This is a genomic window from Chryseobacterium sp. DT-167 (assembly GCF_058310155.1).
The window spans coordinates 127,391-151,152 of sequence record NZ_JBZEEQ010000001.1; the positions used below are offsets into that span (position 1 = coordinate 127,391).

Below are 23,762 nucleotides of genomic sequence, written 5' to 3' on the forward strand. Positions count from 1 at the left end.
TGTCAAAAATACTCCATTATTATTAAAAATAAAAAAGGAAGTATAGAACAAGATTCTACCCAAAAAGAAAAATAAGAATCGTTTCTTTTATTCTCTGAAAAATAAATTAAAATAAATGTGATGATCGAAGTGAAGAAAAAAGCAAACGAAAAATTAGTTTTTAAATAAAAGATTGAAATCAAGGAACTAATAAATACTAAAAAATAAGCAAGATATTTTGTATTCTGAATTCCGATAAGCTTTGGGAACGTTTCAATGGTATCACTTTTCATGTCACGAATGTCAAAGGGCAGAACCAAAGCCGTAATAAAAAAGAAGCTGATCAGAAAAATAGGAAGACTAAATTCAGGTAAAGTAAGCCAGCAATTGACCAAAGCCCAAACTAATCCTACATAAAATACTTTCAGAAAAGGAATTTTTCTTATATAATTTTCAAGGAAAAAACTATTGTAAAGTAAACCTAAAACTACGATAACAAACCATTTTATCAAACGTATTTCATTATGGTTTAGAATAATTAAAACGGCAGAGACAATTCCGGCAATTACATTTAAGATAAAAATTTTATAAAAATGTTTTGTGTTTTGAAATTTCGTATATAAATATCCGCTGAAATACGTTATAAATATCAAAAGCACAGACGGAAAACGGAATGTGTTTTGCTCAAGCATGAAAAATACTGCGAAAAAAGTTCCCATCAAAGAGACGTATAATTGGCTGTCGATGACAGAATTTTTCAGTACTTTTAAGAAATTCATTTATCAAAAATAACATTTATGCAAAGATTTTCCAAGATTTTGTTCCTCTTCCTTCTGTTGTTGAGTTTTTCTATAGCTTTTTCACAAAACTATTACGATCAGCAATGGAAAAAAATAGAAAAAAATAGTCAGGAAGGAACTTTTAAATCTAATCTTCCCATTGTTTTAGACATACAAAAGCAGGCCATGAAAGAAAATAATGCATTGCAGCTCATTCGTTCTCTCAAAGCTGAATTTACTATCACAAATCAGATTAATGATGACGATCAAAACAATTCTGTTTCAAAGTTTTTTGTCAAACTTCAAAATTCAGAAAAGAATTTGCAAGGCAATGATCTTTTATTTTACAGAGTTTTGTTGTCAGGTTTTTTTCAGGATTATTATAATGAGCATTTTTATGAAATTGACGGGAGAACCAATCTGAATTCTCAAGATTTGACACAAATTGAAACCTGGAGTAGACTTGATTTTAAAAATTATTTGAATAAGAGTTTTCAAAAGCTTGACACCGAGAAAAGCGAGATGAAAAAAATCTCACTTGAAAACTATAAAGTAGCCTTTTCAAATACCGATGATATTTCTTATTTCCCAACATTACTCGATTGGTATTTATTGAGAAAAGTTAATTTTTTGTCTGAAAGCAGAGTATTTACTGCAAATGAATTAAAGGAAAACAGATCTCAGATCAACGATGTTTTTGACGAACTGATTGCTCAGAATACAGGAAATTCAAAACTGTATTTTATACATAAAAAACTTCAGGAAAACTGTACGTATAATAATTGTAAAGATAAATTAGAGCAACTTCAGAATTTAGTTAGATCTAATATTGAAGGTGATTACAAAGTTCTCGTGATAGAAGAAATCATGAATGAATTGATTGAGAAAAATAAACAAAAAGAAGCTTTATCAATTGGTAATCAAGCAAAAAGCCAATATCCAAAATCTGCTTTTTTAGAAAATATTAAAAATAAAGAAAATCAAATTACAAATCCTCATTTAGCTCTTAAGTATGAAGAGCAAACACAGCCCAATTTACCGATTCATTTGGTTGCTGAGTTTAAAAATGTTTCAGATTTCTTATTAAATATTTATGAAGTAAAAGATGATTTTTCTTCGTTTATAGAATATACTAAAAACCCTTACATCAAGGATTTTGCAAAATTAAAAAAGACTTTGGTAAGGAAAGAAAATTATCAACTAAACGATCCTAAAGATTATCAACTTCATAAAACTTCACTCGAAATCAAACCACTTGCTTCGGGAATTTATGTCGTAGAATATTTGGTTGGAGGTGCAGGTACAAAAGATGATAACTCTAGGCAGAATTTTTATTTTTTGGTATCGAATAATAAAATTATTTATCAAAACAAGGATGAAGGAAACCAGGTTCTAAATGAATTGAAATTGGTAAATGCTGAAAATGGAAAAGTAATTGATAATGAAAATATTACATTTTACGAATTTTTAGAAAACAAAACTTTAAATAAAATTGCAGGTAAAACCAATGAGCAAGGATTGTTTAAATTTCCAACAACGGATAACAAAAATTATTATAGAAGCTTCCTGATTCATCAACCGAAAACTAATGATTTTCAAATCATGCAATTATATGGTTATAATCGCATAAATAATAATCCTAATAAAGAAACGCGAACAGAAGCTCAGATATTTACAGACAGAGCGATTTACAGACCAGGACAAACAGTTTATTTTAAAGTGATTAATACCAAAATTGATAAAGAAGTTGAATCTGTCATATCCGGAATAAACCAGAAAATCACATTAAATGATGCCAATTATCAGGAAGTAAGTTCTCAAAATTTCATAACAAATGAATTTGGCTCATATCACGGAAGTTTTGTGCTTCCAAAAGGAAAATTGAATGGAAGATTTTCTTTACAGACCGATGGCGGAACTAACGGCTATGCAAATATTAGAGTAGAAGAATACAAACGTCCCAAATTTGAAGTCACTTTTGACCCTGTAAAAGACGAATATAAATATGGACAAACCATTGAGCTAAAAGGAAAAGCAATGATGTTTTCAGGAGTTGCTTTGAGCAATACGAATGTCAGTTATGAAATTAAAAAACAAAATATTCGTTGGAGATATTTTCCATGGTATGAGAATAATAATGATGATAATGAAAATTCAATTCTTGGCGAAGTAAAAACCAATGAAAAAGGAGAGTTTACGATAAAACTAGACCTTAAAAAAGATGAGAAATTAGAAGGAATTCAGATTGATAATTATCTGATCAACGCATCGATTACTGATATTAATGGCGAAACGCAGTCTGCAGATACCAATCTTAAAGTAGCCTCAGTTTCTCATTACATCAAAGCAGATGAAATTAAAAACACTTTTGCTGATGAAAGTGTAAAACTAAAAGTGGAAACTAAAAATTATAACGAACAAAGTCTCAAAAGATCTTATCAGGTTAAATTGTCAAAACTGGAATCTCCGGACAGAATTTTCAGAGACAATTTTAAATCGGAAGTTCAGAATTTGCCTAAGTTCTCCAAAGAAGAATTTATAAGTAAATTTCCTCATGATTTGTATGATAAAAATGATGAATTAAAAAATTGGAAAGTTTCTTCCGTCATTTTGAATGAAACAAAAAGAAGCGAAGAATCTCTTGATCTCGGAAAACTTGATGCAGGAGATTATCAGCTTGAACTATACAATATCGAAGGGAAAGATACTATAAAATCTTCTCAGAATTTCAGTGTTTGGGATAAGAAATCTCTGAAGCCAAATCAAAAAACCTTCTTAACCGTTTTAGAACCTAAAAATGAATTTTCAAGAGGGGAAAAAGCGACGATTTATGTATATTCTGCAATTCCGGATGCTTTGGTCAATATTTTTATACAAGATGGCTTAGGAAAAACGATTTCAGAAACTCAAAAATTTAAAAATGGGATTTTAGAATATTCAGTTGATATTCCAAAAGAAAAAAGTGTAAGCAATCTGAATATTCAGTTTCAGTTGGTTGCATTCAATGACGTACAGACGGAAACGATCAATTTGAAAATAAAAGATGCTGAACAAGCTTTGAAAATTGAAACCATAACTTTCAGAGATAAGTTAGAACCAAATTCTAAAGAAAAATGGTCAGTAAAAGTTTCAGGAAATGAAAAGGAAAAGATCAACGCAGAAGTTTTGGCAAATATGTATGATATGTCTTTGGATCAGTTTGCTGTGAATACTTTTAATTGGGAGAAATTATATGTGCCTTATTCAATTGTAAATTCTTATGAAATTAGTGGAAATTTAGAGCAAAAATATTATCAGAAAAGAATGAAATATTATAATGGGAAATATGTTGATGTTCCACTATTTAATTGGTTTAATGATTATGAAGAATATTACAGAGGAGATAAATCAACAGCTTACGCCGAATATGCTCCTACTCCCGCGGTTGTTGCCAAATCTGCCGGATCACCAAGAATGAGATTGCAATCTGTGAGAATGGACGATCAGGCAATTGAAATTGTAAACTCAGGTAGAAAACTAACAGAGCAAGAAAGAGTGGAATATACGGATGTTGTTTACGATGGAACAGATGGTGACGGCGTTTTAGACAAAGATGATGAACCTTTAGAAAAAATTGCAGTCCGTCAAAACCTGAATGAAACAGCCTTTTTCTACCCAGACTTAAAAACAGACTCCGAAGGAAACGTAAGCTTCGAATTCACCTCTCCGGAAGCCTTGACAAAATGGAAATTAATGTTTCTTGCTCACACAAAAGACGCAAGAGCTGCAACACTGGAAAAAGAAGTCATTACACAAAAAGAATTTTCAGTTACACCAAATTATCCGAGATTTTTGAGAGAAGGTGACGAATTGAATTTACAATCAAAACTATCCAACTTAACGAGCAAAAAATTAAGCGGTTCTGCAAGTTTACAAATTTTAGATGCTTTTACCAATGAAGATATTTCATCAAAATTTGGATTGAATTCAAGTGTTCAGAATTTTGATTTAAATGAAAACGGAAACTCAGCTTTGACATGGAAAGTGAAAGTTCCGGACAACGTTTCATCCATTATCTTAAAAGTGGTTGCAAAAGCAGGTCAATATTCCGATGGTGAGCAAAAAGCGGTAGCAATCTTACCCAATAGAATGTTGGTGACAGATGCAATTCCTGTTTTTGTAAAAGAAGGAGAGACAAAAACGTTTGAATTGGAGAATCTTAAAAATGCAACTTCAACAACGATTTCAAATGTTTCAAATACGTTGGAATTGACCACAAATCCGATTTGGGAAATCATGTTCGCGCTTCCGAGTCTGAAAAATGATCAGAACAATTCCGCAGATGTGATCTTTAATAAATGGTTTGCAGATGTTTTGGCTTCGGAGATTTTTAAAGCTAATCCGAAACTGAAAACTGTTTTTGAAGAATATCAAAGCAAAGGATTGTTAAACTCAAATCTTGAAAAAAATCAGGAACTAAAACAGCTTTTATTAGATGAAACTCCGTGGGTTTTGGAAAGTAAAAATGAAGAAGAACAGATGAAGAAACTGGCATTGTTGTTTGATGCAAATACAATGAAAAATTCGATTAATCAGGATTGGGATGACTTTAAAAAACTGCAAAATCCCGATGGTGGTTTTTCCTGGTATCAAGGTTATCCGAGTTCGTATGGAACTTCATTGTATATTCTGAAAAATTTAGGGAAAATCAATGTTTGGTTGAAAGATAATGTGAAAGATTATCAGAGTGCGGATCAGAAAGAATTGGTTGCAAAATTAGTTCAATATGTTGACAACGAAATCAACAAATATGCAGATCTTACTAAAGGGAATGTTATCAATAACTGGACTTTAGATTATCTCGACACCCGAAACTATTGGGAAAAATCATATCCGTTGAAAGGAAAAGGAGCAACCTTGAAAAATTTAGTAAAACAAAAAACAAAAACTACGAAAATTACAGATTTCACTTTCTTCGGATTGCATCGTACAGCTTTATTGATGAGTGATTATGGCTTGAAAGATGTTTCCGATAAATTATTAAATTATTTAAAAGAAACTTCGGTAGACTCAAAAACCCAGGGTGTGTACTGGAAACAAAATCTTAATGATTGGGGTTGGTTCAGCTCAAAAGTCGTTAATCATGCAGGAGCTTTGGAAGCTTTCAACAAATTAAAGCCAAATGATCAGAAATTCATTGAAGACATGAAAATCTGGCTGATTACACAAAAAGAAGTGAATTCCTGGGGAAGTTCGAGAGGAACATCGGAAGTGATTTTTACGATTTTAAATTCAGGAAAATCCTGGACTACTTCAGAAAGCGATAAAGCAACCATTATTTGGGGCGGAAAAGAATTAAAACCTGAAACACAGGCAACAGGTTACGTGAAATCTACTGTAAAAACCGACGTTTTAGATAAAAACTTAGCAACAGTTACCATTACAAAACCTGGCGCAGGAATTGTTCAGGGAGGGTTATTCTGGCAATATTATGAGGATTTGGATAAAATAAAATCGTCTGAGAATTACATTTCGATAACGAAAGAACTGTACAAAAAAATCAAAACGGTAAACGGAGAAGAACTGCAGAAAATCTCACCTCAAACTCCGTTGAAAGTTGGTGATAAGATTACTGTACGAATGATTTTGAATACCGACAGAGCGATGGAATTTATTCACATCAAAGATATGAGAGCTGCAGGATTTGAGCCTTTAAATGTTCTTTCGGGCTATCAATGGAAAAATAGTTTAGGATATTATCAATCGACAAAAGATGCATCCACAAACTTCTATATTGAATCGATGCCGAAAGGGAAATATGTATTTGAATACGATTATGTAGCCAATGCATCCGGAAAATTCTCAAACGGAATTACCACCATTCAGAATTATTATGCGCCACAGATGAATGCGCATACAAAAGGAACAAACGTTATAATTGCAGAATAATTTAACATTAAAAAAACGTCACATTGTATTTGTGACGTTTTTTTATTTTTTTCTAAGAAATCCAGCTTGATACCACTCTTACACTCCAACCTTTTTTGGTTCGGGTAATTTCATATGTTCTGCCGCTGTATGATGCACTTTCTCTGAGAATATAGGTGTCTTTCTTTGTGTCACATTTAAAAAGCGGTGAAAAATTTTGTTTTATTATTTTTGATTTATTTTGTTTCTCATATTCTTTATATTCCTCTGTGGTAAGAATGATTATTGTTTCGTTTGGTGGAGCGATCTGTTGAAGATTTTTGTCATCGGTCACGATCATTTTTATAGTGCTGAAAATCTCTTTCATTGCTTCAAAATCAGGATCTTTTCCGGAATATAATTTTGGATTATTGGTGTCAATATCAAATTCTTCAAATAAACCTTTTCCACGAACTTCGTAATCTCCATACATTAACCCTTCATATAAAATGGTAAACTCGTTACTGCCTTTTTTGAATCGTGGATTCGTGTCTTTATGATCAGGAATTCCGTCATTATCGGTATCTGTGGAATTGGGATTTAAGAACAGTTTTTTCTCAGTAATATCATTGATTCCATCTCCATCGCTGTCTTTTAAGATTTCATTAATATCCATTATCACCAACGCATTATCTTTCACGGTTTCATATTCCGGTGGTAACGGATGCCCCATTTGATCGGTCATTCTTACAATATCAGCTTCGATTTGAATGTGATGATCATCTTTCCAAAGCGGAAGTTTTGAATTGGATTTGAATACATAATTATTTCTTTCTGAAAGCCCTGTATAATTGTATTTCCAGTTTTTTCCTGAATCTTCAGAATAAGCAAGCCAGTATCCGGCTCCGAAAGTAAGCAGTTCATCATATTTGAAATCGTAATATAAAATCGCCCATTTATTGTTATTCTTCTCGCTTTTTATTACTTTCGGTTTGCTTAGAGGTCCAACTGATTTTTTTGCTTCAATACTTCTGATGGAATCTTCAATGCTCATATACTTTTCAAAGCCATCCATATACGAAGTGTTGCTTTTTTTCTTTTTACCATCTTTTTCTTCAGAATAACCAACATCCATCAGATAATCGTATGCTTTCAATTTTATGTGTACAGAATCTATAATGTCCGAACTCTTTGCAGGATGATCCAGAAAATCAGTCGTTATAAAATTAAAAGGAGCTTTTACTGCAGAATCTTTTGAAATGGGTTCAAATTTATATGTTCTCCATTTTTTTTGATTTTCCTGGTCATACTTTTCAAGCTCCGAACATTTACAGGATTTTTTTTGTGCATTTAAAAGGTTTAATGATTGCAGGAAAATAAAAAAGAGAATGAGTTTTTTTCTATTCATCATAATTTTTTGATTTAATAAGTGATTTTTTTACGATAAAATATGGTTTTCAAATTTAATATTTTTCATCGTTGCCTGAAAAATTAAAATTTAAGATACTATTCTATATGAGACCAGTTTAATGATCTGGAATAATTTTTGACTTTAAGGAATTGATAATTTTTAAATACGTTAATTATGAAATTTTTAAAGGCAATATCTGCAGTATTAGTAATGTTTTTCATAGGAAATATTTCTGCTCAGAAGAAAACAGAAAAATTTGAAAAACTTCAGATTGAGATGTTTCCAGAAGCTAAAGAAGGATTTAAACAGGTTTACATTCAATTACCAGTAGCAAAAAATGAAAGTGATCTGAAAGTTGAATTTTTCGTGGGTGTTGAAAAATTACTGGATTGCAACAAACATTTTCTGATAGGGAAAGTAACAACTCAGGATTTGCAAGGTTGGGGTTACAATTATTATGAAGTGGAATCCAATGGTGAAACTGGCGGAACTTTAATGGCTTGTCCGGATCAGAAAAAAACAAGGAAATTTGTTTCTCTACAACCCGAAATTGTGAGATACAACAGCAAATTGCCTTTGGTTTTTTATGTGCCTAAAGATTTGGAAGTGCGTTACAGAATTTTACGTCCGGATGCTGCAATGAAAAAAGCAGTTCAGAAATAATATAGAAAATCATTTCAAAAATAGTCGGCTCCTCACAAATTTTGTGGGGAGTCTTTTGTTGTAGATTGAAGCAATGATTGTTCAATAATTCACAATTGAAGATTAAAAACAATTTTTAAAATCAGCCGAAATAATATTATATTTGTTTCTATACAATTTGATAAACTATGGAAAACGTATTTGATGCGAAAGACGCTCAGAATTATATCAATAGAATAAATAATTTAGTAGAAGATACACACGGTTTATGGGGAAGAATGACGGTAGATCAGATGTTGGCGCACTGTTGCATCACTTACGAGATGGTGTATGAGCCGGAAAAACATAAAAAACCGGGAGCTATTGCAAAATTTATTTTAAAAAGATTTGTAAAACCTAAAGTGGTCGGAGAAAAAGCCTATCCCAGAGATTCTCCTACAGCACCTCAGTTTGTAATCGCTGGAAGAAGAAATTTCGATGATGAAAAGAAACGGTTGATTGGCTTTATTCAGAAAACACAGCAATTGGGAGCGTCAGCGTTTCATGAGAAAGAATCTCTTTCTTTTGGTAAACTAAAATCTGATGAATGGAATAATATGTTTGCAAAGCATCTGAACCATCATTTGGCGCAGTTTGGAGTTTAAACAGATGGGATGAAAATACTTTTATTGTTATTTTTTCCTTTCATTACTTTTTATGCACAAACCAATAATTTTCCTCTGAAAGATCAGGATTTCAGTAAAATTTTATTAAATGAAAAATTGGGTTTTGACGGTGAAATTGACGGAATGAAAATAGACGTGAAATTTGAAACCGTTTCTAAAGATGGTAAAAAGCCGGAAAATTATCTATTAAAAGGCGTTTATACATTGAATGGTAAAACATTAACTTGTGCAGGAAAACTGACCTTCAATTATGTATTTAATGTGAAAGACCGTGCTGATGAAATGCTTGTTTTTGGAGATTTTCATTTAAATGGAACTCAGCCAGATATTGATGACGGTTTTTTCAAAGGGAAATTCCGTATTCAGACAAGAAAAGATATAAATAAGAGAGGAAATTATTCTAGTACGACATTCAAAGGAATATATACGAATTTAGAGAGTGGAAAAGAATCTGAAGCCTGGTTCAGCAACTTCTCTCACGATGATATTTCTAAAGTAATATTTAAATAAAAACAACAAGATGAAAAAACTTTTACTTCTCCTCGTTCTGATTTCCAATTTTGCATGGGCTCAAATGCCGAACATTGCAAATGTCTGGACGAATAATTCAAAACCGTACACCGGAACTATAGGCGCCGCAAATGAAGCCCTCAGACTTAAAGTCGAACTTTCCGAACAGGATAGAAAAAATGATCAGGAATACTTTGTTTCAGGATATTCTGTAGTCGAAAATACGACATCGAAATACGAAGGAAAGATCAGAATAACCAAGTATAAAGACGGAAAAAAGAAAGGTACTGTATATGGTGACTATGAGTTTGCCGAAGAAAACAGAGGAAAACATTCCGGCATTTTCACAGGCAAATTTATTTATACATTCAGCTGGAACAAAAAAACCGAGAAAATAGAAAATCCTTACATCGAATTCATCGGAAACTGGAAAAGCTATGACGGAACATTAGATTTTAAAACAAGACTAAAAAACCAATAGCTATGTTGCGAAAAATATTAGCAGTGATTGCCGGGATCATTTCCGGAGGAATAAGTGTCGGAATCGTTCAGACAATCGGGCATCATTTTTATCCGATGCCAAAAGGAATGAAAAGTGATGATATGGTAGCGATGAAACATTATGTAGAAACAGCACCTTTTATGGCTTTGTTTTTTGTGATAATTTCATATGCTGTTGCAGCATTAGTTTCCGGATTTGTTTCTACTAAAATTGCGAACGACGGCAAGAAAATTTATGCTTTAGTCTGCGGAATTGTTTTCCTGATACAGTCTATTTACATGATGTCTGTACTTCCTACACCAACCTGGTTCTGGATTTTGGGAATTTTGTCGTGGGGGTTGGTTTTTGCAGGATACAGATTGGCTTTAAATAAAAAATATAATATACAATGAAATTAGGAGCATTTTCCATAAGCTTAAGTGTAAAAGATTTAGAAAAGTCTAAAGATTTTTACGAGAAATTAGGTTTCAGTACGATGGGCGGAAGTATGGAAAGCAATTACCTGATCATGAAAAACGGGACCACATTGATCGGGCTTTTTCAGGCAATGTTTGACGGGAATATGCTGACTTTCAATCCCGGTTGGGATGAAAATGCCCATAATCTGGAGTCTTTTGACGACGTGCGCGAAATTCAGAAACATTTAAAAGAAAATCAGGTAACATTAGAAAAGCAAGCTGACGAAACGACTTCAGGACCAGAACATATTTTCCTGAAAGATCCGGACGGAAATATGATCCTGATTGATCAACACCGATAACATTTAACTTAAATATAAACACAAAAATTTTAAACTAAAATTATGGCAACAGTAAACGTTTATTTAACATTCAACGGCGATTGCAGACAGGCATTCGAATTTTACAAATCAGTTTTCGGGGGAGAATTTCCTTACATCGGAACTTTCGGCGAAATGCCTCCACAGGATGGGAAAGAAATGCCTCAGGAAGACAAAGATAAAATCATGCATGTTTCTCTTCCGATCTCTAAAGAAACAATCTTGATGGGAAGTGACACCGGTGGAGAATGGTCTTCAAATCTGAAAGTCGGAAACAATTTTTCCGTTTCAATCAATGCTGATTCTAAAGAAGAAGCCGACAAATTGTTCAACGGATTGTCTGAAGGCGGACAAGTTACAATGCCACTTGCAGATACTTTCTGGGGTGCGTATTTCGGAATGTTTACCGATAAATTCGGCATCAACTGGATGGTAAATTATGATGATCCTGCTAAAATGCAGCAACATCCTTAAATTTTTCAATTTTTAAAGAAAAATAATATTAAAATAACCGGCAGATTAATTTGCCGGTTTTCGTTTTAAATATATTACAGAAATAAATTATAAAAAACACAAACAATCTGGATAGCTTAGATCTGACTAAAGCTTCACCAACAAGGAGTGGAGGTCTAGAAATACTTATTTTTGATAATAACGGAAACGATATTTTAAAAGAAAAAGTACATTCATAATTCAGCCTGTTTTTGCTACCTGAATTCGGCTTGTAATTTATTTGTTATTATTGATTTAAAGCATTAATTTTGTTGTTAATGATAGATAATAGTAATAAATAAGTATAGAATGAGTATTTTCAGGCAATTTTCTTTTTTAATTATAATTAGTTTTTCATCATTCTTTCATGCTCAGAAAAGTGATCTTGGAGCGTGGTATATGTATTTTGGAAACAACAAAATCAGCAAAAAACTTAATTTTCATAACGAAATTCAATACCGTAATTTTGACGGTATCGGAGACTTAGAGCAGCTTCTCATCCGTACCGGAATAGGATATGATCTTACGGAAAACAATAATAATATTTTATTGGGTTATGGTTTTATTTTGAGTCAGCCTTATGTAAACGAAGAAAAAACTGAAAATATTGAGCATCGAATTTTCCAGCAATATATTACAAAGCAGAAATTCGGTCGTTTTAATATTCAGCATCGTTACCGTTTGGAAGAACGTTTTCTTCAGGATGATTTCAGGATGAGGTTTCGTTATTACTTAGGTTTTAACGTTCCGGTTACCAATAAAGAAATGTTGCCAAAAACTTTATATATTTCAGCGTACAACGAAATTTTCCTGAATCTTGACAGTCCGGTTTTCGACAGAAACAGAGTTTACGGAGCTTTAGGTTTTGTCATCAACAAAAATATAAGAATCGAAGCGGGTTATATGAATCAGATTCAGGAAAATAAAAACCGTGGACAGGTACAAATCGGTTTTTACAATAATATTCCGTTTACCAACAATTAATTTCATTAAAAAAACTAAAACTAAAAAAATGCATTCAGGAAAAAGATTCGGACCGGTAGAATTTATCATGTGGACAAGAAGAAGTCTTTACATTTTATTTATTATGTCGGCAATTCCAACTGTTCTTTATTATTTAGGATTTACTTTTGTTTCGTTTCCGTGGCAGCCGATTGCGATTATGGGAACAGCGGTTGCTTTCATTGTCGGATTCAAAAATAATGCGAGTTACAGCAGACTTTGGGAAGCAAGGCAGATTTACGGAGCGATCATCAATGACAGCCGAAGTTTCGGATATATTCTCAGAGATTCTTTGTCAGAAAAGAATTCAGATAAAGTAAAATTGATGTTTAAACGTCATTATGCCTGGTTAACGGCACTTCGTTTTCAGCTTCGGGAATCCAGAAACTGGGAAAATATGAGTACAGCACAGTTTAAAGAATATGCTCAGAAATATGAAATTCCGGAAAGATTGTCAACCTTGGATGCCGAACTGGAAAACTATCTTTCAGCTGAAGAACTTCGATATGTTTTAGGTAAAAAAAATCGTGCAACACAATTGATGGCGTTACAAAGTAAGGATTTGTCTGAAGCTTATGCTCAAAGTGAAATTAACGATTTCCAATGGTCTCAGATCAATCAGCAACTGGTGAAATTTACCGATAATCAAGGAAAAGCAGAGCGCATCAAAAACTTTCCTTATCCGAGAAATTTTTCTTCAATTACAACATATCTTTTGCATATGTTTATCATTTTTGTACCGTTCGGATTAATAAAAGAATTTGATAAAATGGGAGAGGGAACTGCATTGGCAGATTATACTTTGTGGTTTAATATTCCTTTTTCGCTATTGGTGACTTGGTGTTTTCATACGTTAGACAGTGTTGGCGAAGCTTCGGTAAATCCGTTTGAAGGAAGTCCGAACGACGTTCCGATTACTCAGATCAGCCGAACTATTGAAATTGATATGAGAGATATGTTGGATGAATCTGATCTTCCTGCAGCAATTGTTCCAAAAAATAATATTGTACTTTAAAATTTTTAAATATTAATCGAAAATAAGTAGCCACGATCTTTGTCATTCCGCAGGAATCTAGACAATTAATTTTTAATAAAATAGTTGAGATTCCTGCGGAATAACAAAGGGTGCTAGAATTGAAAATATTTTGATTGTTTTTAAACTTCTATCATTAACAAAAATAACACTAAAACAAAATAATATGATTCACACCTACGTCATTATATCCATTGCAGTTTTGCTTTCTGTGATGATATTGGTAATGATCGGGCAAAAGCTCAAAGTAGCTTATCCGATTTTTCTTGTGATTGCAGGATTGATTATCAGTCTGGTTCCGGGAATGCCGCATATTGAGATTGAGCCGGATCTGGTTTTTCTGATTTTCCTTCCGCCGATTTTATTTGAAGCGGCTTGGTTTACTTCTTGGCAGGATTTCCACAAATGGCGAAAACAGATTTTCTCAATGGCTTTCGGATTGGTTTTTCTGACCTCAATTGTGGTTGCGTACCTTTCTTCATCAATAATTCCTGGACTTACCGTAGCAATGGGATTTTTGTTAGGTGGGGTGAATTCTCCGCCAGATGCGGTTGCTGCAACTTCAGTTTTAAAGCATATGAAGATTCCAAAGAAAATAACAAGTATTCTCGAAGGAGAAAGTTTAATCAACGATGCATCGAGTTTAATTGTGTTTAAATTTGCTTTGGCAGCGGTGATTTCCGGACAGTTTATCTGGAGAGATGCGATCGGAGATTTTTTCAGCATGGCAGTTGGCGGAATCGCAATCGGAATTGCTGTCGGTTTGCTTTTCGGGTTCTTTTTAAGACTGATTCCATCGAACTCAAATATTGATACCGTCATTACGCTTATCGTTCCTTACATCTTGTATGTAGGAGCAGAACATTTTCACTTTTCGGGTGTTTTGGCGGTCGTTGCAGGAGGATTGCTGATGTCTTATAATTCGCATTGTTATCTGAGTCATACATCTAGAATTCAGTCCGGAAACGTTTGGAGTGTACTTATTTTTGTGATGAATACGATAATTTTCATTTTAATAGGTTTAGAATTGCCAGTTGTAGTGGCTGCAATGAAAGATTACACCATTTCAGAAGGTATTTTCTACAGCATCGTCATTGGCGGAGCGATTATTTTCACCAGATTGTTTTATAGTTATTCCATTATGTATTTTCCGTGGTTTTTGTCTAAAAAGTTAAGGTCAGAAAACCCGAAACCCGATTGGCGGGAACCATTTATCATCAGTTTTGCAGCGATGCGTGGAGTCGTTTCTTTGGCTGCAGCACTTTCTATTCCTGCATTTTTGCCAAATGGTGAAGCATTTCCGCACCGTAATATTATTTTATTTGTGACTTTCGTGATAATTTTGATAACTTTAGTCGGACAGGGATTGATGCTGACTCCGATTTTAAAATTGTTAAAAGTTGATGATGCCGGAAGTGATTTACCGGAGGAAAAACAGGAAGTCATTCTGATGAGAAAACTGAAGGAAACGGCTTTAAATAAACTGGAATCTGATTTTTCTGAACTGACAGTCACCAACAGTATGGTTCGTCATCAAAAGCACAGACTCGAAAATGAAATGCTGATGATGGCAGATAAATCGCAATGTATGGCTTCGACAGGAGATTACGTTACAGCAATGAATGAAAATAAAGATGTTGTAAGACAATTGATACAGGCTCAAAGAAACGAACTTCACCGAATGAAACGTGAGAAAATATTTGACGATCACGTCATGAGAACCATCGAGATGCAGCTCGATTTTGATGAGGCTAAAATTACAGGATTTGCCCACAGTTAATTTGATTTAAATTAAAAAATACAAAAATGAAAACTTCGATTATTGTCACAAAAAAGATCACTGCACCGATCGAAAAAGTCTGGAAGGCATTGACAGATAAAAACGAAATGCAGTCATGGTACTTTGATATTCCGGATTTTGAAGCTGAGGTTGGAAAATCATTTGATTTTCACGAACCGGGAGAAGAAAAAAAATACCTTCACCGGATCGAAATTTTAGAAATTATTGAAAATCAAAAACTGAAACATACATGGTTTTATCCTACATTTTCAGACGACAAAACGATTGTAACTTGGGAACTTAAATCAGACGGAGAAGATACAAAAGTTACTTTGACACACGAAGGAACAGAAAATCTGAAAGATTTGGGAGAAGGCTTTTCAAACGAAAGTTTTACTCAGGGTTGGAATGAAATCGTAGGTCAAAGTCTGAAACTTTACCTGGAAAACTGATGATGAAATTCAATTCGTTTTTTCCAGTGATCTGGACAGAAAATTTTGAAGAAACCATTGGTTTTTATCTGCATATTTTAAAATTTTCATTGGTGGATGCCAATTCCGGAATGCAATGGGCTTTTTTGGAAAAAGACAACGTCAGAATCATGATTTCAAAACCAAATAAACATGAAAAATTTGATAAAATCGGTTTTTCAGGCTCATTTTATTTTAATGTAAATGATGTGAATGATCTCTGGCAAGATCTGAACACAATCACCAAAATCTGTTATAAAATAGACAATTTTGACTGGGGAATGAGAGAATTTGCCATTTATGATAACAATGGCTACATATTACAATTTGGTCAACCTCTTGCTGAAATTAGTAAAGAGTGATAAATTTTGTTATTTTTGGGGAAATATTTTTAGAAAATAATAATGAAAAATAAAATAATAACAGGTTTTGCAGCACTTCTGTTGTTCGTGTCTTGTAATAATGACGAAAAAATACTGAATTCATTAGCTGATTACAACAATTCTATGGAAACCAAAGGTTATCATTTTGGTGATAAATTAGATCTTCCGAAAGATGTTCTCGATAATGCAGAAAGTATCTCAATAAGTTTTGGAGACAAAGAAACTTCAAATCTCGTAGTAGATTCTAAATATTTTACGCTGGGTGACAATGCTGTTACTTTTAATATTAAAACAAAAAGTGGAGAGGTTTTAAATCAAGATGCAACAATTAATGTTTTTGCGAAAAATCCTGAAGTGAAGATGACTTATACTTTGGTTGCAGAATATCCACACAACCCTACGAGTTTCACAGAAGGTTTTTACATGGAAGGAAATACAGTTTATGAAAGTGTGGGACAAGAAGGTGCGTCTAAATTTATGAAATATGAACTAGGAAGCGAAACTGTTACAAAAGAAGCAAAACAACCGGATACTGTTTTTTCTGAAGGCATTTCTAGTCTTGGAAACAAGATCTATCAGTTGACTTATAAAGAGAAAAAAGGATTTATTTATGATAAAAATACTTTTGAGCTTATTAGTGAGTTTGCTTATCCAAATGTAATCGGAGAAGGTTGGGGAATGACGACTGACGGAAAATATCTGATGGTCTCAGACGGAACAAAAAATATTTACTTCCTGAATCCGAATGATCCTTCAAAAATGGAAAGATTTATTTCTGTGGCAGGAAATTCTGAAGTTTATGACCAAATCAACGAATTGGAATATCACAAAGGATTTATCTACTCAAACGTATGGCATAAAAATATAATTCTGAAAATAAATCCTGCAAATGGTGAGGTTGTAGGTAAATTTGATTTATCTCAAATTGCGGATCAGTACACAAAAGCAAACAGCGAAAATGTGTTAAACGGAATCGCCTTCAAAGGTGACAATATGGTGATTACAGGTAAAAACTGGCCAAAAATATATGAAGTTGCCATTAAATAATTTTAAATTATTCAATTCTTTTAAACAAAATAAATGTAAATTGGTAGCGTTCCCCATGGAGCGCTATCATTCGTAAAATAGTTTTTTTTGAAATTAGTACAATTATTATTGGTTTTCATTTTCTGTTCGCTTTCTGCGCAGAGAGTTCTTCCTTTTGATACCCTGAGGATCAAAGAGGTGAGAGACTTGTTTGCGGATGATTACGGAAATATTTATCTGTATAAAAACAAAGATTTCAGTTTTACAAAATATGATTCTTTAGGAAAGCAGCTTGGCAAACTGATGTTTACTGTTCCTTTCAAAGTTCAGGGGGTACAAAATCCTTTAAGTATTGCGCTTTTCTCTGAAAATGCTCAGGAAATGAAGTTTGTGGATCAGAATTTAAATGAAATTCAAAAAATAGATTTCAAACAAAAATTTACTTACATCAAACATGCTTATGCTGAAGATCTTCAACAAATCTGGCTGCTCGATGAAAGCACAAAACGTCTTCTTCAGTACAATTTCAGGAATGATACAACCATTAATTCTTATCCCTTTGATGCGAGTTTCGATGAGTTGATTGATCTGTTGGTTTTTGAAAATAAAGTTTATATTTTAACCAAAAATCAATTCAGAATCTATAATCTGAAATTTGAAAAATTATATGAAGTTTCTGTCGAAAATGGAAAGAGACTGAGAAGGGAAAACGAGTTTGTTTTGATCGTAGCCAAAAACTCGGTGTTTAAATATATTCCGGAAAAAGAGCTGATAAAAATTTTCGAAGATCCCGATGTACAAATTGTGGAAAAAAACTCGCTTGCATATTTTGAAATCAAAGGCAACAAACTTTATCTTTACAATCTGGGAAATATCAAAGATTCTAAAATGCAGACCGTAATTGAAAGTCCGAAAAATGATACGGAGAAAACTGTAGACGAACTGATAAAAGAAAAGTCTGAAAAACCTGATATGCTGAAACTCTTGGACGAAATTCAGGATCTTGGCTTTTAGAATCAATCAATTTTTAAATAATAATACAGAAGACGAAGTATGCACATTGCAGTTACCGGAAATATTGGAGCAGGAAAAACGACCTTAACGACAATGTTGGCAAAGCATTATGGTTGGGACGCACAATTCGAAGATGTAGATCACAACCCTTATCTGGAAGATTTTTATGCAGATATGAGCAAATGGAGTTTTGCACTGCAGATTTACTTTTTGGGAAGCAGATTTCGTCAGGTAAAAGAAATCAGAGACAGCGGTAAAAACATTATTCAGGATCGTACAATTTATGAAGACGCTCATATTTTTGCAGAAAACCTCAATGATATGAAGTTGCTTTCAGATCGTGATTTTAAAAATTATGCTTCTCTTTTTGATTTGATGAAGACATTCGTTTCCGCTCCGGATTTGTTGATCTATCTGAAATCTGACGTTCCGAATCTGGTAAAGAAAATTTATAAAAGAGGAAGAGAATATGAAGCGTCGATCAGCATCGAATATTTGTCTAAACTGAATCAGAAATACGAAAAATGGATTTCAAATTATACAGAAGGAAAGCTTCTCATCATTGAAGTGGATGATCTCGATTTTGTAGAAAAGCCTGAAGATTTCGGTTTGATTCTAGAAAAAATTGAAACAGAACTGAACGGTTTGTTTTAGAAAATTATTTAGAAAAAATTAAATCCAGAATGAAGTTTTTTGGTGCTAAATTTGTTTAAGAAAATTTAGATTTTCATTTAAAATAAAAATAAAATGCTGGTAAAAGTTCTGCATAACGGAAATTGCTCAAAATCAAATGCCGTGTTGGAGTATCTGGACGAAAACGGAGTGCCATTTGAAATCATCAACATGACAGAAGATCCCTTGAGCGTTCAGGAGCTGAAAACGGTTTTGAAAAAGCTTAATGAAAATGTTTCTTACATCATCAGAAAAGAAGAGAAACTCTATCAGGAAAAATATGCCGGAAAAGACTTAACAGAAGATGAATGGCTGAAGATTTTATCAGAAAACCCTTCATTGATCCAAAGACCAATTCTTATTAAAGGCTCAGTAGCCATGCTTGGGAGACCGGTGGAAAATGTGAAATTCTTTATTGAACATTAAGATCAGAAATAAAAAGTCAGCAATTATGCTGACTTTCTTTCTTTTATAACAGAATGACCTCTTCTATTTTTGCCACTTCTTTGTAAATGTTCACTACCTGATCTGCATCGAGTACAAATGCATTGATATTGCAGGCGGTATATTTACCGTTTTTACTTTCGCGATTTCCAAGTGTAAATTTGATTCCGTCAAAAACCCTGTATATTTCTGTCAGCTTTGCCTGATCCGTAGGAATGATGAATTTAAAAAGGTAGTCTTCCGGAAAGTCATGATGACCTTCCAGTTTTTCCTTTAGTGAAATATAAAAATCTTCAGGATTTGCATGTTGATTTCCTTGTAATATGTCCATTATTGATACAAATTTATATAAATATAAGGAAAATTTAATTATTTTCCAAGTGGTCCGAGGAGAGACGCTGAATTTTGCTTTTCGTGATCTTCAATGATATTGAATAATCCGTTGACAATCTGCTCAGAAGCAAGCATGCTCAATCCTCCTGCATTAACATTGCTTTTACTGCCTCCCAATAAACTGCCCAGAAGATTACTTCCTGACAACGCGGTATTGATGGTCTTTACAATGCCGTATTTATTAAGCTCCTGCTCAACTTTTGGTGCGATTGCTGCAATGAGTTGTTGGGAAGTTTTTTCTTTTAAAATTAAAGTTGCGGTACCTTTTTCACCTTGAATAATTCTTGTCACATCCTGAGCGTTTAAGCTGTTTACTGCATTTTCGAGAATAGGTCTGGATATATTTACGGTATAAACTGCTGCATCAGCAATATATTCTCTTTCTTTTGCAACGAGTGACGGAGCGATCTTTTCTAAGGTAGTATTAATGTCTCTTAATTCTTTAGGTAAGGCTTTATCTACAAGATTGTTTTGGAGAAAAGCTTCTCGGTTACCGTAGATACTCATTCCCTTATTAATTCCGCCCAATAAAACTCTTTTGATGACTGCCAATCCCAAATCAGATGTGGCAAGTGTAGAGCAAGATTGTAATGTGGTATTAATTACTGCGCCTGTTCCAAAAACCAATGCAATGGCTATAATATATTTTTTCATTTTCAATTTTTTTATTATTGTCAAATAATACACCAAAGGTAAAAACAAATGTATGTTTAACAAAAATTAGTTTATAACTATTCTACGAAGACTATTGTAAATTGATTATTTTGCATACGCTTCCAAAATGAAATTAATTGTTGTTTAATTTATTGAAAGTAGATCATTTTAAAAGTCTAAAGTTAATTTTTGGTTAATATCTGACCTTTTTTAGGCTTTGCTTCAATATGAAATATTCATTTATATTAAAAAATTATGATTATAAATTTATTAAAATTTATAATATATTAACATAGTTTACAATTTAACAGGTTAATTTTAAAATATTTAAGTAAATTTAACATCATTTGATATTTTTCATATTTTTGAACAAAGTCTTCTTTTGAGAAAATAAATGAGACTGAGTAATTACACATTTGATTTGTACAAGATAAAATTAAACTATATGAAACAAACTAATTTAAAGTATTCTTGCCTGATTGCTGTTCTCTACTTCGGTATGAACGTCAACGGACAAACGACTCCACAAGATACGCTGCCAAAAGAGCAGAAGATTGAGGAAGTTGTAATGATTGGGTATGGTAGTAGAAAGGCTGTAGATAATACAACTGCTGTAAGTTCTTTAAAGGCAGAAGAAGTATCAAAAACTAAAGTTTTGAATGCATCTCAAGCCATTCAGGGTAAAGTAGCGGGTGTGCAAGTAACAGCTTCTGACTTACCGGGTTCGACTCCTACAATTTTAATCCGTGGTTTAGGTACTGTTGAAGGTGGAAGAAGTCCATTATATGTTGTTGATGGATTATTTGCTGATAACATCAATAATATCAATACCAATGATATCCTTACGTATGATGTTTTGAAAGATGCATCTTCATTGGCTATTTACGGTAACCGTGGTGCTAATGGTGTAATTATCATCACCACAAAATCAGGTCGTGGTAGAGGAGTTACAGTCGAATATGATGGATTTATTGGTGTTAGAAATCCTTTGAAAAAAGTTAAGATGGCTGGAAGCAATCTTTTTAGTCTTTATAATAACTTAGCACTCGGAACAACAAGATTTTCGCAAGATCAGCCAGTTAATACGGATTGGTTTGATACAGTTACAAGAACTGGCGTCTACAATCAACACAACGTAAGTATTTCTGGATCTTCTGAGAAGGCAAAATATTTTTTAAGTCTAAATAATTATGATGAAAAAGCAATACTAAGAGGAACTGATTATAATAGAGCAACAGTAAGAACGAATAATGAGTTCAAAATCTCCAAAGGGATCACTTTAGCACAGAATTTAAGTGTTGCATTTTCTAATATTACTCCTAAGCCTTTAAGTGTATTTACTTCAGCGTATAAGCAGTCTCCAATAGTTCCTGTATATTTTGCGGATGGACAATATGGTGTTTCAATTGTGGGGGCTGATGGTTTTGCATCTCCCACCGGTGTTTCTTCATTCAACAATGTGGGAAATCCTCTTGCTCAACTTGAGCTTAATAATGAAAGACAGAAATCAATGCAGTTGCAGGGTGGTCTCAAATTAGATATTGATTTATTTGATGGTTTAAAATTTACTTCTCAATTTAGTGGAGAGTATTATAATTTTAAAGGGTATGCATTTGATAATGGAATAAGACTAATAGGGCAAACTCCTGCAACATTTACAAATCAGCTTACTAATACCAACGAAAATTATTATAACTGGCAGCTTACAAATTATTTAACATATAGTAAGACATTTGCAGAAATCCATAACATAGAAGCAACCGCGGGTACAGAAACTTCATTCAGATCAGGTATTGATAGATTGAGAATGGTAAGACAGAATCTTTCCGGAAATAGTAATTACTGGAATTTAGATGGTATTGACTATGTAACGAACGGCAGTTTGAAAAACTTTAATAGTGTTGACTTTAACGAGAATAGAACAGTATCTTATTTTGGTAGAGCTCAATATAAATTAATGAATAGGTATTTGTTAACAGCAACAATCAGAAGAGATGGCTCTTCTCAATTTGCTGAAGGTCAAAAGTGGGGAAACTTTCCGTCATTTGGAGCAGGATGGATTGTGTCTGAAGAAAGTTTCTTGAAAGATAGCAATGTTATAAATCTTCTTAAACTTAGAGGAGGATGGGGCAGATTGGGTAATCAAAATGTCCCATTGAATGTTCCTACTCTGTCATCCGGAACAGATTATAATTATTCTTTTGGTGGCGCGGCTAATTCAAATGGAACAACTAATAATCAGCTTTTGGATCCTAACTTAGGATGGGAAATAACTGAAGAAACAAGTGGTGGAGTTGACTTTGCTTTTTTAAACAAGAGATTATCAGGATCTGTTGATATTTATAATAAAATTACCAAAAATATTATCTTAGGATCTACGGCACCATCTCCGGCGGGTTTGAGTATTCAGGGATATTCTCATCTTGGACAAGTATCAAACAAGGGTTATGAAATTAGCTTAGGATGGCAAGATACAGTTGGGCAAGATTTTAGCTATTCAATTAATGCAAACTACTCTCAGAATAAAAATAATCTTGATGAAGTGTTTTCAAATGTTAATATCAAGCAGGGAGGTAGTCTTGGAAATGGGCAATTCACAAAATATTTTGGTGAACAAGCGGTAGGACAGCCTTTAGGAAGCTTTTATCTTTGGGAAACTAGCGGTTATGATTCTAACGGAAATATGACATATGTAGATACCAATGGAAATGGAAGAACTGGTTCTCAGGATGCTGAAGACAGAAAATTTTTTGGATCTTATATTCCAAAATCTACAATGGGTATCAATATAGATTTACGTTACAAAAATGTAGATTTAGCAATTAACGGATTTGGTGCTTTTGGACATAAAGTTTATAATGGTAAAAAAGCTCAGCGATTTTCAGGAGAAAATGTAGAATATGATGTAGCATCTGATTTTTGGACGCCAACTAATACAAACGCTGCAAATCCGGCTCCATTTAATGCAGTTCCAATTGCTTCAACATATTATTTAGAATCTGGAGACTTTTTTAGAATTAATAATATAACTTTAGGTTTTAATCTTCCAAAACCTGCAGAATATATCTCTTCACTTAGATTTTATGTGAGTGCAATTAATCCTTTTATCTTCCAGAAATTCTCAGGATTTACACCAGAACTTAACGCTAATGGAAATCCTTATGAGCTTGCAGGGATTGAACTAGATGCATATCCATCCCTACGTTCATTCGTTTTTGGAGTAAATGTTAAATTTTAATTATTAAGT

The 23,762-nt window shown here is 33.2% G+C and carries 22 protein-coding genes; 18 read left to right on the forward strand and 4 right to left on the reverse strand.

Annotated features, from left to right (window positions below):
* Positions 1-2: 2 nt before the first annotated feature.
* Entirely contained in the window at positions 3-758 is a 756-nt protein-coding gene (locus AC4FQ5_RS00580) for a UbiA prenyltransferase family protein (protein WP_491140555.1), read from the reverse strand.
* Between the two features lie 18 nt (positions 759-776).
* On the opposite strand from AC4FQ5_RS00580, the gene AC4FQ5_RS00585 reads away from it, so the two are divergent.
* Entirely contained in the window at positions 777-6,686 is a 5,910-nt protein-coding gene (locus AC4FQ5_RS00585; protein WP_491140556.1) for an alpha-2-macroglobulin family protein, read from the forward strand.
* A 52-nt stretch (positions 6,687-6,738) separates the two neighbouring features.
* Here AC4FQ5_RS00585 and AC4FQ5_RS00590 read toward each other — a convergent pair whose 3' ends face one another.
* A complete protein-coding gene (locus AC4FQ5_RS00590) occupies positions 6,739-8,055 on the reverse strand; it encodes a thrombospondin type 3 repeat-containing protein (protein WP_491140557.1) in 1,317 nt (438 codons plus the stop codon).
* A 174-nt stretch (positions 8,056-8,229) separates the two neighbouring features.
* Between AC4FQ5_RS00590 and eco the strand changes: the two genes are divergently transcribed.
* The 16 genes from eco to AC4FQ5_RS00670 all read left to right on the forward strand — a co-directional run bounded on the left by eco (position 8,230) and on the right by AC4FQ5_RS00670 (position 19,450).
* On the forward strand, positions 8,230-8,718 hold the full coding sequence (gene eco / locus AC4FQ5_RS00595) for a serine protease inhibitor ecotin (RefSeq protein WP_491140558.1): 489 nt from the start codon (positions 8,230-8,232) through the stop codon (positions 8,716-8,718).
* Positions 8,719-8,885: 167 nt separating this feature from the next.
* On the forward strand, positions 8,886-9,341 hold the full coding sequence (locus tag AC4FQ5_RS00600; RefSeq protein WP_491140559.1) for a DUF1569 domain-containing protein: 456 nt from the start codon (positions 8,886-8,888) through the stop codon (positions 9,339-9,341).
* Positions 9,342-9,350: 9 nt separating this feature from the next.
* A complete protein-coding gene (locus AC4FQ5_RS00605; protein WP_491140560.1) occupies positions 9,351-9,872 on the forward strand; it encodes a hypothetical protein in 522 nt (173 codons plus the stop codon).
* Between the two features lie 10 nt (positions 9,873-9,882).
* Positions 9,883-10,353 carry a hypothetical protein gene (locus tag AC4FQ5_RS00610; protein WP_491140561.1) on the forward strand — a complete coding sequence of 157 codons (471 nt, stop codon included), beginning with the start codon at positions 9,883-9,885 and terminating at the stop codon, positions 10,351-10,353.
* A gap of 2 nt (positions 10,354-10,355) precedes the next feature.
* Positions 10,356-10,766: a hypothetical protein gene (locus AC4FQ5_RS00615; RefSeq protein ID WP_491140562.1), complete on the forward strand. Its 411-nt coding sequence runs from the start codon at positions 10,356-10,358 to the stop codon at positions 10,764-10,766.
* On the forward strand, positions 10,763-11,134 hold the full coding sequence (locus AC4FQ5_RS00620; RefSeq protein WP_491140563.1) for a VOC family protein: 372 nt from the start codon (positions 10,763-10,765) through the stop codon (positions 11,132-11,134). Before AC4FQ5_RS00615 ends, AC4FQ5_RS00620 begins: the two co-directional genes overlap by 4 nt.
* Before the next feature lie 42 nt (positions 11,135-11,176).
* A complete protein-coding gene (locus AC4FQ5_RS00625) occupies positions 11,177-11,626 on the forward strand; it encodes a VOC family protein (RefSeq protein WP_491140564.1) in 450 nt (149 codons plus the stop codon).
* 327 nt (positions 11,627-11,953) lie between these two features.
* Positions 11,954-12,628, forward strand: a complete 675-nt coding sequence (locus AC4FQ5_RS00630) for a DUF2490 domain-containing protein (protein ID WP_491140565.1) — start codon at positions 11,954-11,956, stop codon at positions 12,626-12,628.
* Between the two features lie 28 nt (positions 12,629-12,656).
* Positions 12,657-13,661, forward strand: a complete 1,005-nt coding sequence (locus tag AC4FQ5_RS00635) for a bestrophin family protein (protein WP_491140566.1) — start codon at positions 12,657-12,659, stop codon at positions 13,659-13,661.
* 184 nt (positions 13,662-13,845) lie between these two features.
* Complete coding sequence (locus AC4FQ5_RS00640) at positions 13,846-15,459, forward strand: Na+/H+ antiporter (protein WP_491140567.1); 1,614 nt, start codon at positions 13,846-13,848, stop codon at positions 15,457-15,459.
* Between the two features lie 26 nt (positions 15,460-15,485).
* Positions 15,486-15,911 (forward strand): SRPBCC family protein, encoded by a 426-nt coding sequence (locus AC4FQ5_RS00645; RefSeq protein ID WP_491140568.1) that lies wholly within the window; start codon positions 15,486-15,488, stop codon positions 15,909-15,911.
* A complete protein-coding gene (locus AC4FQ5_RS00650; protein WP_491140569.1) occupies positions 15,911-16,291 on the forward strand; it encodes a VOC family protein in 381 nt (126 codons plus the stop codon). Before AC4FQ5_RS00645 ends, AC4FQ5_RS00650 begins: the two co-directional genes overlap by 1 nt.
* 42 nt (positions 16,292-16,333) lie before the next feature.
* Positions 16,334-17,359 carry a glutaminyl-peptide cyclotransferase gene (locus AC4FQ5_RS00655; protein WP_491140570.1) on the forward strand — a complete coding sequence of 342 codons (1,026 nt, stop codon included), beginning with the start codon at positions 16,334-16,336 and terminating at the stop codon, positions 17,357-17,359.
* An 87-nt stretch (positions 17,360-17,446) separates the two neighbouring features.
* A complete protein-coding gene (locus AC4FQ5_RS00660; RefSeq protein ID WP_491140571.1) occupies positions 17,447-18,352 on the forward strand; it encodes a hypothetical protein in 906 nt (301 codons plus the stop codon).
* Between the two features lie 39 nt (positions 18,353-18,391).
* The gene (locus AC4FQ5_RS00665) at positions 18,392-19,006 is read left to right on the forward strand and encodes a deoxynucleoside kinase (protein WP_300350616.1); all 615 of its coding nucleotides are present in this window, start codon (positions 18,392-18,394) and stop codon (positions 19,004-19,006) included.
* 93 nt (positions 19,007-19,099) lie between these two features.
* The gene (locus AC4FQ5_RS00670) at positions 19,100-19,450 is read left to right on the forward strand and encodes an ArsC/Spx/MgsR family protein (RefSeq protein ID WP_491140572.1); all 351 of its coding nucleotides are present in this window, start codon (positions 19,100-19,102) and stop codon (positions 19,448-19,450) included.
* 43 nt (positions 19,451-19,493) lie between these two features.
* On the opposite strand, the gene AC4FQ5_RS00675 is transcribed toward AC4FQ5_RS00670, so the two are convergent.
* Entirely contained in the window at positions 19,494-19,799 is a 306-nt protein-coding gene (locus tag AC4FQ5_RS00675) for a DUF493 family protein (protein WP_491140573.1), read from the reverse strand.
* A 38-nt stretch (positions 19,800-19,837) separates the two neighbouring features.
* Positions 19,838-20,515 (reverse strand): DUF4197 family protein, encoded by a 678-nt coding sequence (locus AC4FQ5_RS00680; protein WP_491140574.1) that lies wholly within the window; start codon positions 20,513-20,515, stop codon positions 19,838-19,840.
* Between the two features lie 445 nt (positions 20,516-20,960).
* Here AC4FQ5_RS00680 and AC4FQ5_RS00685 point away from each other — a divergent pair, with 445 nt between their 5' ends.
* Positions 20,961-23,753: a SusC/RagA family TonB-linked outer membrane protein gene (locus AC4FQ5_RS00685; protein ID WP_491140575.1), complete on the forward strand. Its 2,793-nt coding sequence runs from the start codon at positions 20,961-20,963 to the stop codon at positions 23,751-23,753.
* The last annotated feature ends 9 nt before the right edge of the window (positions 23,754-23,762 follow it).

Excerpts from the sequence above, each read along its gene's own strand:
- AC4FQ5_RS00665 (WP_300350616.1), top strand. The coding sequence starts at position 18,392 with ATGCACATTGCAGTTACCGGAAATATTGGAGCAGGAAAAACGACCTTA.
- AC4FQ5_RS00645 (WP_491140568.1), top strand. The coding sequence starts at position 15,486 with ATGAAAACTTCGATTATTGTCACAAAAAAGATCACTGCACCGATCGAA.
- AC4FQ5_RS00620 (WP_491140563.1), top strand. The coding sequence starts at position 10,763 with ATGAAATTAGGAGCATTTTCCATAAGCTTAAGTGTAAAAGATTTAGAA.
- AC4FQ5_RS00655 (WP_491140570.1), top strand. The coding sequence starts at position 16,334 with ATGAAAAATAAAATAATAACAGGTTTTGCAGCACTTCTGTTGTTCGTG.
- AC4FQ5_RS00650 (WP_491140569.1), top strand. The coding sequence starts at position 15,911 with ATGATGAAATTCAATTCGTTTTTTCCAGTGATCTGGACAGAAAATTTT.
- AC4FQ5_RS00610 (WP_491140561.1), top strand. The coding sequence starts at position 9,883 with ATGAAAAAACTTTTACTTCTCCTCGTTCTGATTTCCAATTTTGCATGG.
- AC4FQ5_RS00580 (WP_491140555.1), bottom strand. The coding sequence starts at position 758 with ATGAATTTCTTAAAAGTACTGAAAAATTCTGTCATCGACAGCCAATTA.
- AC4FQ5_RS00640 (WP_491140567.1), top strand. The coding sequence starts at position 13,846 with ATGATTCACACCTACGTCATTATATCCATTGCAGTTTTGCTTTCTGTG.
- AC4FQ5_RS00670 (WP_491140572.1), top strand. The coding sequence starts at position 19,100 with ATGCTGGTAAAAGTTCTGCATAACGGAAATTGCTCAAAATCAAATGCC.
- AC4FQ5_RS00615 (WP_491140562.1), top strand. The coding sequence starts at position 10,356 with ATGTTGCGAAAAATATTAGCAGTGATTGCCGGGATCATTTCCGGAGGA.
- AC4FQ5_RS00635 (WP_491140566.1), top strand. The coding sequence starts at position 12,657 with ATGCATTCAGGAAAAAGATTCGGACCGGTAGAATTTATCATGTGGACA.
- eco (WP_491140558.1), top strand. The coding sequence starts at position 8,230 with ATGAAATTTTTAAAGGCAATATCTGCAGTATTAGTAATGTTTTTCATA.
- AC4FQ5_RS00685 (WP_491140575.1), top strand. The coding sequence starts at position 20,961 with ATGAAACAAACTAATTTAAAGTATTCTTGCCTGATTGCTGTTCTCTAC.
- AC4FQ5_RS00585 (WP_491140556.1), top strand. The coding sequence starts at position 777 with ATGCAAAGATTTTCCAAGATTTTGTTCCTCTTCCTTCTGTTGTTGAGT.
- AC4FQ5_RS00600 (WP_491140559.1), top strand. The coding sequence starts at position 8,886 with ATGGAAAACGTATTTGATGCGAAAGACGCTCAGAATTATATCAATAGA.
- AC4FQ5_RS00675 (WP_491140573.1), bottom strand. The coding sequence starts at position 19,799 with ATGGACATATTACAAGGAAATCAACATGCAAATCCTGAAGATTTTTAT.
- AC4FQ5_RS00605 (WP_491140560.1), top strand. The coding sequence starts at position 9,351 with ATGAAAATACTTTTATTGTTATTTTTTCCTTTCATTACTTTTTATGCA.
- AC4FQ5_RS00625 (WP_491140564.1), top strand. The coding sequence starts at position 11,177 with ATGGCAACAGTAAACGTTTATTTAACATTCAACGGCGATTGCAGACAG.
- AC4FQ5_RS00630 (WP_491140565.1), top strand. The coding sequence starts at position 11,954 with ATGAGTATTTTCAGGCAATTTTCTTTTTTAATTATAATTAGTTTTTCA.
- AC4FQ5_RS00680 (WP_491140574.1), bottom strand. The coding sequence starts at position 20,515 with ATGAAAAAATATATTATAGCCATTGCATTGGTTTTTGGAACAGGCGCA.
- AC4FQ5_RS00590 (WP_491140557.1), bottom strand. The coding sequence starts at position 8,055 with ATGATGAATAGAAAAAAACTCATTCTCTTTTTTATTTTCCTGCAATCA.